The organism is Gilliamella sp. Lep-s35, from assembly GCF_009795845.1.
GTDB lineage: Bacteria > Pseudomonadota > Gammaproteobacteria > Enterobacterales > Orbaceae > Gilliamella.
This window is the reverse complement of record NZ_WTEX01000034.1, coordinates 1-15,018: the sequence shown is the minus strand read 5'-3', so window position 1 is coordinate 15,018 and position 15,018 is coordinate 1. Positions and strand designations below refer to the sequence as shown.

General features: G+C 35.9%; 11 protein-coding genes. 10 read left to right on the top strand and 1 reads right to left on the bottom strand.

Features of this window, described 5'->3' with window-relative positions; genetic code table 11:
• Nucleotides 1-316 precede the first annotated feature (316 nt).
• Nucleotides 317-1,555 carry a serine/threonine transporter SstT gene (gene sstT / locus GQ590_RS11115; protein ID WP_160408999.1) on the top strand — a complete coding sequence of 413 codons (1,239 nt, stop codon included), beginning with the start codon at nt 317-319 and terminating at the stop codon, nt 1,553-1,555.
• Nucleotides 1,556-1,653: 98 nt separating this feature from the next.
• On the opposite strand, the gene GQ590_RS11110 is transcribed toward sstT, so the two are convergent.
• The gene (locus tag GQ590_RS11110; protein ID WP_160408997.1) at nt 1,654-2,037 is read right to left on the bottom strand and encodes a hypothetical protein; all 384 of its coding nucleotides are present in this window, start codon (nt 2,035-2,037) and stop codon (nt 1,654-1,656) included.
• Nucleotides 2,038-2,284: 247 nt separating this feature from the next.
• Between GQ590_RS11110 and tssB the strand changes: the two genes are divergently transcribed.
• From tssB to GQ590_RS11065, 9 genes are all read left to right on the top strand, one after another.
• Nucleotides 2,285-2,785, top strand: coding sequence for a type VI secretion system contractile sheath small subunit (tssB, locus tag GQ590_RS11105; protein ID WP_065559521.1), 501 nt, complete (start codon nt 2,285-2,287; stop codon nt 2,783-2,785).
• 71 nt (nt 2,786-2,856) lie between these two features.
• On the top strand, nt 2,857-4,389 hold the full coding sequence (tssC, locus tag GQ590_RS11100; protein WP_160408996.1) for a type VI secretion system contractile sheath large subunit: 1,533 nt from the start codon (nt 2,857-2,859) through the stop codon (nt 4,387-4,389).
• 52 nt (nt 4,390-4,441) lie between these two features.
• A complete protein-coding gene (tssK, locus tag GQ590_RS11095) occupies nt 4,442-5,794 on the top strand; it encodes a type VI secretion system baseplate subunit TssK (protein ID WP_160408994.1) in 1,353 nt (450 codons plus the stop codon).
• A 9-nt stretch (nt 5,795-5,803) separates the two neighbouring features.
• A complete protein-coding gene (gene tssL, locus GQ590_RS11090) occupies nt 5,804-6,469 on the top strand; it encodes a type VI secretion system protein TssL, short form (protein ID WP_160408993.1) in 666 nt (221 codons plus the stop codon).
• Nucleotides 6,470-6,480: 11 nt separating this feature from the next.
• Nucleotides 6,481-8,241, top strand: coding sequence for an OmpA family protein (locus GQ590_RS11085; RefSeq protein ID WP_160408991.1), 1,761 nt, complete (start codon nt 6,481-6,483; stop codon nt 8,239-8,241).
• A gap of 35 nt (nt 8,242-8,276) precedes the next feature.
• Entirely contained in the window at nt 8,277-8,765 is a 489-nt protein-coding gene (locus GQ590_RS11080; protein ID WP_065559516.1) for an Hcp family type VI secretion system effector, read from the top strand.
• Between the two features lie 65 nt (nt 8,766-8,830).
• Nucleotides 8,831-11,698, top strand: a complete 2,868-nt coding sequence (tssH, locus tag GQ590_RS11075; RefSeq protein WP_160408989.1) for a type VI secretion system ATPase TssH — start codon at nt 8,831-8,833, stop codon at nt 11,696-11,698.
• Between the two features lie 54 nt (nt 11,699-11,752).
• Nucleotides 11,753-14,194, top strand: coding sequence for a type VI secretion system Vgr family protein (locus GQ590_RS11070; RefSeq protein ID WP_160408987.1), 2,442 nt, complete (start codon nt 11,753-11,755; stop codon nt 14,192-14,194).
• A partial coding sequence (locus tag GQ590_RS11065; RefSeq protein WP_160422604.1) for a hypothetical protein occupies nt 14,187-15,018 on the top strand: 832 nt, incomplete at its 3' end. The genes GQ590_RS11070 and GQ590_RS11065, both read left to right, overlap by 8 nt.

Here is a 15,018-nt window from a genome sequence, read left to right as displayed (position 1 = left end):
TGAATCGAGTTATGGTTGTTTTTTGCAGAATTATTATAACTCATATCATGCCGTCTAAAAAATAATCACCAAAGATCAACACGCCCTAGTATTATATTAAAATAATAATACTAGTTTTTTTGTTTATGTTTAGCCATTTTTTGATAGTAAATGACTAAATAATGATGCTTAAATCAAGATTTTTTAATGAATAATAAAACTTAGTAATCGCTTGAGGTAATATATAAAAAAAAATTATTATTATGATATTTTTATATAAATTTGCTATTTAAATATGTTAAGGTTTAAACCTATCTTTAATAAATAGGAAAGTAGTATGGCACACTCATCTCATCCACTGGTTCGTTTTTATTTTAAAGTTGGGTTGGTATTTCAGATTTTATTAGGTTTAATATTTGGCGCTATACTTGCTGCTGTATCTAAAAATACAGCGCTAAATATGTCATTATTAGGCGATCTTTTTATTAATGCCTTAAAATCAGTTGCCCCTCTTCTTGTGCTTATTTTAGTAATTTCTTCAATATCAAATCACCAACACGGTAAACAAGCGAATATGAGATCGTTAATTACTCTTTATCTTGTTGGTATGATGTTAGCGGCATTATTAGCCACCGTTGCCAGTTTTTTATTTCCATCACAAATTTCATTTGGTGACACACTAAATAACCTTGAGCTTTCTCCGCCTAATGGCATTACCGAGGTGTTAAAAACGTTACTAGGCAAAATGATCGACAATCCAATTAATGCGCTGATGAATGCAAATTATATTGGCCTTATTGTGTGGGGAGTTGGTATTGGCTTGGCATTAAGACATAGCAGTCAAACCACTAAAACGATGATGAATGATTTGTCTTATGCTATTTCGTTTATTGTCAGAATTATTATCCGATTTGCGCCTTTAGGCGTCTTTGGACTTGTTGCTTCAACATTAGCCAAAACAGGTTTTGATGAACTCTATAAATATGCGCATTTATTAATTGTATTAGTTTCTTGTATGGTGATTGTTGCATTGGTTATTAATCCATTACTCGCTTATCTAGTTATGCAAAAGAATCCATATCCACTTGTATTCACTGCTTTAAAAGAAAGCGCGATCCCTGCTTTTTTTACACGTAGCTCAGCTGCCAATATTCCTGTCAATATGGAAATCTGTAAAAAATATAACATGGATGAAGATACCTATACCGTTGCAGTGCCACTCGGTGCGGCAATTAACATGTCGGGTGCAGCTGTTACCATTACAGTGCTAACACTAGCAACCGTGAACTCAATGCCAGTTAGTGCCGGTATACATGTTGATATCTATTCTGCGGTATTGCTTTGTATTGTAACTTCAGTATGTGCTTGCGGTGCATCGGGCATTGCAGGTGGATCGTTACTGCTTATTCCAGTTGCTTGCAGTATGTTTGGTATACCGAACGAAATCTCGGCTAAAGTCATTGGAATTGGTATTACCATTGGTGTAATTCAAGATTCGGTTGAAACCGCATTAAACTCGTCAAGCGATGTGGTGTTTATTGGTGCGGTTTCATCAGCAGCGCAAAATAAGAAATGAAGCTCAGCGCAGATTAAATATTGAGTTCTATTTAAGTTAAATTCATGCAATGCAACTGTTTGAAAAGTTAGCGGTGTAATGTAACATTTACACCGAGTTTAAAATTGCACTTCATGTTTTAATCCAGGTGTTTGAAATTGATGAATTTCATCGTATAACTTGTGATAATTAGCCAAGGCAATGTTTTGGGCTTCAATATATTGATTATAAGCAGTATCAAGGTTATTCATCAGTTCGGGCAATTTAACAAAGTCATCCAGTTGATATTCTCCATTTAAAGAGTATTTTAGCACTTCATAAAAAGCCAACCCTAATTCAGCATATTTATCACTAAACGCTTTGCTTGCGGGATCAAGTTCTGATAGTTCTTGTTTAAGGGCTACTAATTGAGTAATGTATTTTTTATATTGATTAAAATCATTGGGTGAAAGGTGTTTATGAGAAAGAAAAGAGAAAGAATTTGTGCTTATATTTTTCTTCACATAATCTATATCAATTTCACCTTTCTTATTTCGGATACTTCTAAGAAAGTTGTAGGCTGAACTTGGGATGTAAATACCCTTTATTTTGCTAGAAAAACAAGCAAATTTTAATAAATTTTTTTAATGAAAAAATTAATCAATTTAATCGTTAAGATTGTAATTAATTCGTAAATCGTGTAATTTATTTGCAACTTAAGGGTAATTATTTATTTTAGCCTTTAAAGGGAATGGAAATTTAGGAGAAATCATGTCAAACAGTTATCAAAATGAAGTCCCAGCTGCCCGCGTGAATATCAGTTTAGATTTACACACAGGCGGAGCCTCAAAGAAAGTTGAACTACCACTTAAAATTTTGTCAATTGGCGATTATGGTCGTGGAAAAGACAAACGTTCACTTTCTGAAAAAGAAAAAGTATCGATTAATAAAAATAATTTCGATGCTGTGTTAAACGATTTTAGACCAGAAGCTAAAATAAGTGTACCTAATACACTTGCAGATGATGGTAGTGACATCAGTGTTGATTTGGTGTTTGAATCTATGAAAGATTTTTCACCAGAACAAGTCGCTAAAAAAATCCCACAACTTCGTTCTTTACTTGCTATGCGCAATTTATTAAGAGATTTGAAATCAAATCTATTAGATAACGCTACTTTCCGCTATGAACTTGAAAAAATAGTGAAAGATCAACAGCTTTCTGATGAGCTTCGTGCTGAATTAGAATCAATTGTATCTGAAAGTAAAAAATAAAATTTTAATCAATCAAAGCTAAATTTGCACAGCAAAATATAAAGTTTGATAAAAATTAAGAGATAAAAGTAATGAACGTACAAAAACAAAGCAATGCTAGTAAAGCAACCGTAGTAGAAGAGAATGGTAGTGTTTACCAATCTTTATTCGATAAAATCAATCTAAGCCCAATCAAAAAAGCGGGTGAAATTGATAAATTTGAAGATAACGAAGTATTATTTGAAGCTTCACAAGATGAACGTGTCACAATGGCGATTGATATATTGCTAAAATTGATCCAAAGTTCATCACAAAAAATTGAAAAATTAGATAAACACTTATTAGATTATTATATCAGCCAAATAGACCAAAAATTAAGTCGCCAACTTGATGCTATTATGCATCACGAAACGTTCCAAGAAATAGAAGGAACATGGCGTGGTTTAAAATTTTTAGTTGATCGTACTGATTTCCGTCGTAATGTCAAAATTGAACTTTTAGATGTCTCAAAAGAAGAGTTACGTCAAGATTTCGAAGATGCACCAGAAATCATCCAAACAGGTTTCTACCGTCATACCTATATTCAAGAATATGACACACCGGGTGGTGAACCAATTGGTGTAACAATTTCAAATTACGAGTTTGATCGCAATTCACAAGATATTGCTTTATTACGTAATATTTCTAAAGTTGCAGCTGCTGCACACATGCCATTTGTAAGCTCTGTTGGTCCAAAATTCTTTGGTAAAGAAACCATGGAAGAAGTTGCCGCAATTAAAGATATTGGCAACTATTTCGACCGTGCAGAATACACCAAATGGAACAGCTTCCGTGAAACTGATGATTCACGCTACATCGGCTTGACTTTACCAAGAGTGCTTGCTCGTCTGCCTTATGGACCAGATACAATACCGGTACGCAGCTTCAATTATGTTGAAGATGTAAAAGGACTTGATCATAACCGTTATTTATGGACTAATGCATCCTATGCGTTTGCTGCAAACATGACTCAAAGCTTCATTCGTAATGGTTGGTGTGTACAAATTCGTGGACCGCAAGCAGGTGGACTAGTTGAAGATTTACCAATTCATCTTTATGATTTAGGTACTGGTAATCAAGTAAAAATTCCTACCGAAGTGCTTATCCCTGAAACACGCGAATTTGAATTTGCTAATTTAGGATTTATCCCATTATCTTTCTATAAAAATAGAGATTATGCATGTTTCTTCTCTGCGAACTCAACGCAAAAACCAGCACTTTATGATACAAAAGAAGCAACAGCAAACAGCCGTATTAATGCTCGTTTACCTTATATCTTCTTATTGTCACGAATTGCTCACTACTTAAAAGTTATTCAACGTGAAAATATCGGTGCGACTAAAGACCGCCGTATGTTGGAGCTTGAATTAAATAAATGGATAAGCAACCTTGTCACTGAAATGACTGATCCAAGTGATGAAGTTCAAGCTGCTCACCCATTAAGAGAAGCAAAAGTAATTGTTGAAGATATTGAAGATAATCCAGGATTCTTCCGTGTTAAAACATTCTTAATTCCTCATTTCCAAATAGAAGGAATGGATATTAATTTATCAATGGTATCACAGATGCCAAAAGCTAAATCATAAGTATTAGCTTTTATTTGATTTCATTAATATCTTTTAAGGAGTGTTAGGACACATGAAAATATTTCGTCCTTTATGGAATGAAGGTGTCTTTCTGACGCCTCAGCAATTTCAACAACAAGCGTTGTGGGAGCAATTCACTTCACAAAAATTAGCCACTCTAGCGGTGGCTAACCCATGGGGAATTGAAAGCCTATCTATTGATTTGCAGGCACTAACCCTCGATCGATTACAAGCAGAATCAATTAGTATCCGATTTCCTGATGGCGTTGTTATCAATACCGATATAGCAGACAAACTACCGGAAGCAAGAATATTAAATACCGATATACCGGTCGAACTTGAAGAAGTAACCGTATTTATTGGTATACCATTACTGCAAGCTAACGGCGGTAACTGTTTACAAGAAAATCAACGTCTTGAACGTCCACTGAGGTATAGACAAGAATGGGTAGAAGTTGCCGATTTATTGGGGCAAAATGTCGAAACTATAGCTGTTGAGCATTATGCGTTAACATTCCTATTTGATTTTGAAAATCAAAGTGACTACCTAACTTGTCCTGTAGCTCGTTTAAAACGAGATCTAAGCGGGCGATTTGTTCTTGATCAAGAATACCTTCCACCAATGTTAAATCTGTATACACAAAGCGGAACATTAGTTAAAGAACTTGAATTATTATGTGTTCAAATGCAAGCCAAACGGCAACATTTAACAGGAATGCGTCATGAGCGAAATCAACAAATGGCTGAATTTGCTACCGCTGATGTGTCATTATTCTGGTTATTAAATGCATTAAATACCTATGAACCTCAACTCAAATTTTTACGAGATAATCCAACGATTCATCCTGAAAAGCTTTATCAAACATTAACAGCGTTGACGGGTGCGTTATTAACTTTCTCATTATTAAATAATGTGGATGGTATTCCGGCTTATCAGCATGATAATCTTAATGAAGTTTTCCCTCCATTATTTGGATTAGTGCGCAACTTACTGGAAGAAAGCTTACCGTCTCGTGTAATTAAAATTGAATTAGTTCATGATAAAGACACATTATGGACTGGACGATTAAATGATTCTCGTCTAGTTGAAGATGCTGACTTCTATCTTTCTGTACGCTCAAGTATGCCAGGTCATCAATTACAATCACGATTCCCAATCTTATGTAAAGCAGGCGCACCTGATGATGTAAGACAAATCATATATTCTGCGTTATCTGGTATTCCAATTAAAGCACTTAGCCATGTTCCGGCAGCTATACCTGTGCGTTTGAACAATCAATATTTTGCATTAGATCTTTCACATGAAGCGGCAAAAAATATGTTACTTACACGCTGTTGTGAATTTTATGTACCACGTGCAATGCCTGATATTTCGTTAGAATTGTTTGCCGTATTACGGTCATAGGATCAAATTATGAGTATAGAATCAAAAGCAATTAATATTGACCAATTATTACGAGATTCCATCTTAGTTGTAGTGCAGTTAAAAGCAAAAGCTGATATTCCATCGGGACATAAATTGTACGAACTTTGTAAGCAACAAGTTATAACCGTACGAGACAAATTACATCAAGCACAGTATAGCCAAGATGTTATTGATGATATCAGTTATGCTTTATGCGCTTTATTAGATGAAACAGTATTACTTTGTCATCGAGATAATCCGAAAAATCAAGACTATGATGAATGGTTAGGTTCTCCATTACAAGTTATCTATTTTAACATGCACAGCGCGGGTGATGACCTATTCGATAAAATTCGTTCTCGCTTAAAAGATGATAAAAAAGAAGGAGTTGTTTTAGCTTGTTTTGACCGAGTACTAGGACTTGGTTTCCAAGGCTGTTATCTTGATAGACCTCAAATGGAACGAGAGCACCTGATACTCGCGCTACGTGAAGCTTTACGAGAATATGAGCCAGAACAATCATATCCAATCATTGAACAGACCAAAACATATCGTTATCAGTTTAGAAAAACCATTCTACTAGCTTGTACTGTCGTATCGGTTATTGTCGTTATTGGGCTTTACTTTTTATTGGATAATCAACTAGACAACTTAGTTAAGCAACTTGTTGGTTAAAAAGGTTTATTATGAGCGATTACCCTAAGCGCATTCAAATTATATATGCAGTTGTATTGAGTTTATTATTATTGTTTGTTTTCCTACCAATAACAATTGGCTGGAAAATACTTGGATCGATTCTCGTCTTTGCTATTGCCGGAGGTTTTCTTTGGCAAATGCGACGTTATCGACAAGTGCTAGCATCATCAACAGCAAATATCCAATTTTTAACTCAAAAGCTTGATTTATTACCGGCAAGACAGCGTTATCGTTTACCAATACTTATGGTTACGGGTAGTGCGGCTAAAGATTTTTTTCCAGATGATTTATCGCTTGCCGAATCTAATGTATTAGTTTCGTCTGAAGCAGTGTGGATCTATGTTGATGAATTTTCACATCTGCCTATAGTTTATGATTCGTTAGTTGCAAAATGGCCTGATATGCTTGGTCGTGTAGGTGTTTTTCTTGCCTTAACACCAGAAATAGAAGACAAACAGGGCTTATTTGTAGCTAAATTACAAGCATTTCGTCAATCATGGGTGGATACTTGTCGAATAGCTAAATACCAAATGCCTGTTTACCTTTCAACACATATTGGGCTGAACGACTTAATCTATGACGAAAATAACCCATTACCTGTATATTGGTTTCAATTATTAAATCAAAAATTATATTTGTTAGATCGTTATTTGTTGCCAATTACAAATTGGGTTAATGACATCAAAATTTCAACAGATGAACGTGAACGACGATTAAGACTTTGTCCATTTTTAAGTGAAACAGAAAATTGGATCGAAAACGTAGTATTAACCACTTTAGTTGATGACAAGCAACCTATTGCTAAATGTATTCCTACTGGTGTAGCAATCTATCCTACCAATCAATCGATTGTTCACGATAATCTCATGCAAAAAATATGGGAAAATGCGACAAGTTTATCATTACCAAATACGCATAAAATACAAGACGGTGTCACCCCACCAGATGCATTAGTTAAATTTATGCCAATTGCATACCCATTTTCGCCTATTAGTTCAATGATCTGTGGTCTAGTTATTATCACATCATTATTTTTAATGGGAAGTATGGGGGCGTCATTTTGGAATAACATCAAGTTAATCGATAGAATTCAAAATGACATTCATCATTACCATTTAGTCCCAATGGACAATTATGATGAGAAAAAAGAGGCACTTGAAGTATTACGAAATGATAAAACAATGTTAAATGAATACTATGCTAAAGGCGAACCTATTCGTTTAGGAATGGGATTATATCGTGGATTACAGCTTGTTGAACCGCTCAATATAGCCATGAGTAACTACGTAGCTAAACCACCTGAGCCTGAAAAAGTAATCGTTGAAAAAATGCAGATTATTGTTAAAGAGCCACCTCCGCCAATTCATCTAGATAGCTTGGCGTTATTTGAAAGTGGACAAGCAAGTTTAAAATCTGGTTCAGAAAAAGTGCTAATTAATGCATTAATGGAAATACAAAAACAAATTAATGCAAATCCTGGTACAGGATGGTTAATGATCATTACAGGTCATACCGACTCAGTTGGTGATGAAATCAAAAATGAACAACTATCATTTAATCGAGCCATGTCGGTACGTGATTGGATATTAAAAGCCAGCGACATACCAAAAACCTGTTTCGCCATCCAAGGGTATGGTGCAAAAAAACCTTTAGTGGATAACGATACTCCAGAAAATCGTGCAAAAAACCGAAGGGTAGAAATAAATTTAGTTCCTCAAGCGTCAACATGTATTTTGACGAATGAAAACTAAGAGTGTGAAACAAAAACAATAAAAGGAGATAAACAATGGCTGTACCAGCTTATATGTTTTTAAAAGATGACGGCGGTGCCGAAATCAAAGGTTCTGTAACCGTTGTTGGCCGCGAAGGAAGTGTAGAAGTGGTTGAGTTCGATCACCGAGTATACATCCCAACCGATGGTAATACAGGTAAATTAACAGGAACTCGTGTACATAAAGCGCTTGAATTTGTTAAGGAAGTTGATGCATCTTCACCTTATCTATACAAAGCTGTAACTACTGGGCAAAACTTAAAATCAGTTGAGATCAAATGGTACAAAATCAACGATGCAGGACAAGAAGTTGAATATTTCAATACATTAATGGACGGTGTAAAAGTCGTATCTGTTAAACCTGAAATGCATAACATCAAAGATCCAACGAAAGAACAATACAATCACTTAGAACGTATTGAACTTCGTTATGAAAAAATTACATGGACTTATAAAGATGGCAACATCATCCACTCAGACAGCTGGGTAGAAAGCCGAGGTTAATTTTAACTTACACAGTCCCTATTTATAGGGACTGTATTTATTTTATTAATGATTAAGGGAAGAAAATGATAGCTGATCCCTCTGTCTTATTAAGACGACTAAATCCGTACTGTGCGAAATCGCTTGAAGCTGCGGCTGGATTATGTCAAACACGAGCACATACCGAAATTACACTTGAACATTGGTTATTAAAATTACTAGAACAGGGGGCAGGTGACATAACGATAATTTCAAGACATTATCAACTTGATATGGATAAAATTTGGACTGGATTACTCAATTATCTAGACGCACTACCGCATACTATTAACACAAAACCAAGTTTATCGCCATCGTTGATAGCTGTAATGCAATCAGCATGGTTAAAAGCGTCGCTAGAAAATCATGAAGAAGTCATTCGCTCAGTTCATATATTGCAAGCATTGCAAGAAATGCCACATTGCTTAAAAGCTCAAGATGCATGGCAACTACTTAGCTTATCGCCGATTTCATTGCAAAAAATGCGTTTACAATTGGATGAAACTTCCGACGAAAACCCAGCTAACCAATACAGCTATCAATCCGATACAGCGATCAGTGCTACAGACAGTTTTGGTATTGATTCTACAGCGAACTCAACAATCGCTACAAACAAAACACAAAAAAACGATGCGAATGATGCTACAAATAATAATGATAAACAAATCGCACACCAAAAGCATCATCAAGCTGCGCTTGAACGTTTTACCGAAAATATCACTGAAAAAGCCAAATCAGGTAAAATTGATCCCGTTTTTGGTCGTGACAGTGAAATCAGACAAATGGTGGATATTCTATCCCGTCGTCGCAAAAATAACCCAATTCTTGTCGGTGAACCAGGGGTAGGTAAAACTGCGCTAGTTGAAGGTTTAGCACTTCGAATTGCTGAAGGAAACGTACCAAAAAATCTTGCTGATGTTAGTATCCTAACGTTAGATCTTGGATTATTACAAGCTGGAGCTGGCGTAAAAGGTGAATTTGAACAAAGATTAAAAAATGTTATTGATGCTGTTCAACAGTCTCCAACACCAATATTGCTATTTATTGACGAAGCCCATACTATTATCGGTGCGGGTAATTCTGCAGGTGGCGCAGATGCGGCAAACTTACTAAAACCTGCATTGGCACGTGGAGAATTACGCACTATTGCAGCAACAACATGGTCTGAATACAAACAATATTTTGAAAAAGATGCCGCTTTAGAGCGTCGTTTCCAAATGGTCAAAGTAGACGAACCCGATGACGATCGAGCATGTTTAATGTTGCGTGGCTTAAAATCACGTTATGCTAAATATCATGGCGTACATATCCTAGACGAAGCTGTCAAAACAGCCGTTTCACTATCAAGACGTTATATCAGTGGACGACAACTACCCGATAAAGCGGTTGACCTGCTTGATACAGCCTCAGCACGTGTACGTATGGGATTAGATACGATACCAGAATCAATTACACAGCTTGAAGCTAAAATTGCCTCACTGAAAATTGAACAAGATGCAATTAACGCAGATCTTGCATTAGGTGAAAATTTAACGAGCGATCGCTTAAAAGAGATAGACATTCAGTTAGCAAAACTACAAAACAAATTAACTATTCAACAAACTCAATTTGAAAAAGAGAAAAAACAAATTGAAACATTGATAGAATTACGTCAAAAACTCACTAATAAATCAGATAGTAAGCTACTTAAAAAACTCAGTGATGCTCAGCAAGAATTAAATGAGCTACAAAGTCATAACCCATTACTTTCACTTGATGTTGATAGTCGCACAGTCTCATCTGTCATATCAGACTGGACAGGCGTTCCATTAGAAAGTTTGCTAAAAGATGAGCAAAGCCACTTACTTGCTCTTGAAGATGATTTACGTCAACGTGTTGTGGGACAAGATAATGCCCTGTTTGAATTAGCTAAACGTATTCGTGCAGCAAAAACTGGACTAACATCAGAAGATGCACCAATGGGCGTATTTTTATTAGTTGGTCCGTCAGGTGTCGGTAAAACTGAAACAGCTTTAGCGTTAGCAGATACCTTATTTGGTGGTGAACAATCACTGGTAACCATTAACATGTCAGAATACCAAGAAGCGCATACCGTATCACAACTTAAAGGCTCACCTCCGGGATACGTAGGTTATGGTCAAGGTGGGGTATTAACTGAAGCCGTTCGAAAACGACCATACAGTGTTGTGTTACTGGATGAAGTCGAAAAAGCACATCGTGATGTACTTAACTTATTCTATCAAGTCTTTGATCGTGGCTTTATGCGTGACGGTGAAGGTCGTGAAATTGATTTCCGTAATACCTTAATATTAATGACATCTAATTTAGGTAGTGATGAGCTTATGGCGCTTTTCGAACAAATGCCAGATGCCGATATTGCCACACAACAAGAACTTCTACGTCCGATAATTCGTGAACATTTCCAACCAGCATTATTAGCACGTTTCCAAACAGTAATCTATACACCACTTGGTAAAGACGCATTACGCAAAATTGTTGAAATGAAACTAAATAAAGTTGCCAGCCGACTACAAAAACATTACAAAATTGTATTTAACGTGGGCGAAAAACTTTACGACACCTTGGTATCCGCGTGTTTACTACCAGATACAGGTGCACGAAACATTGACAGTATCTTAAATCAACAAATTTTACCAGTGGTATCAAATTTATTACTACAACGAAGCAGTACAACTAACAATCAAATACCAACGTTAATTCTTGATTTTGACGAATCAGAAGGAATCGTACTTGAATGGGAAAGCGAGCAAACTAAAGCTAAAACAACAAAAGCTAAAACAACAAAAGCTAACTCGGACGAAGCAAAACCGACTAAAGCAAAAGTTGTTAAGCTAGCAAAAACAAAGCCAACAGAAGAAAGCAAAGGTAAAAAAAAGGCCGTTAACAAAGCCTAAAATATCACAGACGTTGAATTAAAAACCGAAATAAAAGGATATAAGGAGAAAAATATGGCGAAAGAGTTAACTAACCTCATTAGTCAATTTGGCGAAGGTTTAATGAATAGGCTAACAGGTGAGGTTAGCCACAACCGTTATACGTTAAAGGTTGATGGCCTCGATTCGCCAATTTCAGTACTTAAAGTAAAAGGAGAAGAAAAGCTCAATGAACCGTGGAAATACACAATCACATTTACCAGTGCTGATAAAAGTATATCAATAAACACGATTCTCAATAAAAAAGGAACGTTCTCGTTCAATCCTCTAGCGAATAAAGCGCTAGGAAATGCAATTCGATCACTAAGTGATTTACCTACAGAAAGTGATTCTCGTGCTATCTATGGTATTGTCACAGAATTTAATCAGCTTTCAGTAAATAAAGACGAAGCACATTATCAGGTTGTATTATCGCCAAGATTAGCAAGACTTGCACTTAATCGCAATAGTGCCATCTATCAAAATCAAAGTATAGTAAGCGTAGTAGAAGAAGTATTACGAAGTCATGAATTTTCAGGCATTGACTACCGTTTAGAATTAAAAGACACCTATCCGGCGCGAGAATTTATTACCCAATGGGAAGAAAGCGACCTCGAATTTATCCAACGCTTATTAGCGGATGTCGGAATCTGGTTCCGATTTGAAAGTCATGCGGAACATAATTGTGATGTCATGGTAATAAGCGATTACGAGCAAGGTTATCATCAAGTTGGCAATATTGATTACAAACAGCCAAGTGGCACTCTTGATGGTAATACCGAAAGTGTTTGGGATCTGTCGTTACACACGCAACTTGTTGAAAAATCAGTAAAAGTTCAAGATTTCAACTATCGTAATGCAGGGGGGAATTTAAAAGGTGAAGAAAATACACAACCTAAATACATCACAACTTATGGTGTGGATTACCGTTATGAAGAACACTATAAAGGTTTGAATGATAACGGTCATGCTAAAAAACAAAATAATAACAACGAAAATAGTCAAACCAATAACGATAACAGTATAGAAAGTGGTAAGTGGTATGCTCAAATACGTCATGAGCATATGATAAGTAAACAAATTATCATAAAAGGTCGAACTAACCGCTACAACCTTATACCGGGTCAATGTATTACCATTAGTGGCGCGCCAATATCGGACATTGATGATGGCATTATAATTTTAAGTGTAGAAGGACAAGGTAATCGTACTGATTCTTATGAATTATCTTTTACGGCAATACCATTTAAAGTATTAATACCGTATCGACCTGCGCCTATTCGTTGGCCTGAAGTGAGTGGCACCTTACCTGCCAACGTGACAAGTCCAAATAACGACACCTATGGTTACATTGACACTATGGGACGTTATCGAGTTAAATTCAATTTTGACTTAAAAAATTGGAAAAAAGGAGAAGAAAGTTTATGGTTAAGACTTGCTAAACCTTACTCTGGTGATACATATGGTTTTCACTTTCCGCTAATAGATGGAACCGGGGTAATGATAGGGTTTACAAATGGTAACCCCGACAGACCTTATATAGCCCATGCAATGCATGACAGTTCGCATCCTGATCATGTGGCAACGATTAACAAACACCGTAATGTGATTCGAACACCTGCAAACAACAAGCTCCGTATGGACGACAAACGTGGTCAAGAACACATCAAATTAGCAACCGAATACGGTAAAACTCAAGTCAATATTGGTCACTTGGTCAATGAAAAGAAAGAAAAACGTGGCGAAGGGTTTGAACTACGCACTGATGAATGGGGTGCAGTCAGAGCAGGCAAAGGGTTATATATAACCAGTGAAGAGCAAACACAGGCAAGTAATGTTCAATTACAAATGGACAGTGTAGTTAAACAACTAGCACAAGCGAGCGAAATGGTAAAAAGGCTTAATGAACTAGCCGAAGCCGCACAAGCTGAACTTGCTGATTTACAAGTTCAAAAACAGCTATTTGAACAAAGTCTAAAAGATCTTAAAGAACCCGGAATTTTGACTTATGCGCCAGCTGGTATGGCGGATGTCAGTCCTAAATCTATCCAACACACCGCCGGTGAAAATATTATTCAAACGGCTCAAAATACCATTGATGTTAACGCATTTAAACGTTTTATGGTCACAGCGGGCAACTTGATAAGCTTGTTTGCCAACAAAATGGGTATCAAGATTTTTGCTTCAAAAGGAAATATTGATATACAGGCGCAAAATGATCAAATTCTTTTAACTTCAAAACAAGATATGAAAATTACTAGCACTGATAGCGAAGTAATCATATCAGCTAACAAAAAACTGACATTAACCTGCGGTGGGGCAGCAATTGTCCTTGAAAATGGAATGATAAACTTAATAGCACCAGGTAATGTGGAAATTGAAGCAGCAAGTTTTGCTGTAATCGGTCCAGCTTCTTATGAAGCACCTAAAGTTCAGTTACCGGAAGGAAGTAAATGCTCGGAGTCAAATAATGGATAATTTACACACAATATTAAATAATGAACAAAACAGAAAAAACTATCGTTATTTATTGCTCGATATGCTCGGCATAACTAGTGAATTGAGTAAACTTTATCTACCAAGTTTAAAGCAACAGTTACCACAAAAAGATATCGCTGTAGTCGAGCGACCAGGCTTATTACATGAATTATCTTCTTGTCCACATTTGATATGTATTGGATATCCAAACCGAGATATCAACACGGATCTATTGTATTCCTCACTCTTGCAAATGAATCAAGATTTTTTAACAACAAGATCATATGTTTGTGGTTGGCTTGTGACACACCAATCTATTGATGAACTGTCAGAATGGATACCTAAAGCAGGCTTAATGAGTGGTCAATTATGTAATATGCGTTTTTTACCTTTTTACGAACCATTTAGAATGCAACTTTTACAAGATACAAACTTAACCGATCTTGATTGGATAAATGTATTGTTCCCTTTGGGATTAACCTATTATTATGTTGATGTACAAAAAAAAGTGAGAGCAATTCAAGCAAATAAAGAAAGCAAATTACTGCCATCAAAAATAGATCCTAAAATAGTTTTTTGTCAAAATGAATCAGCAAACCTATTTAATCTTTATATTAATTGGTATGACATTAAAGAGCAAACCAATAGTACAGTCGGCGATAATGATTTAATCAACATAATTGATTATTATTACGAATCAAATTTACTTGGTTTACAAGACATTAAGGACAGAACAATTTATGTCTTTTACTCAATACTATACGGAAATTTAAACCAACACGAACATATCAAAAATATTCTTAATGATGTTATTTTTAATGCAC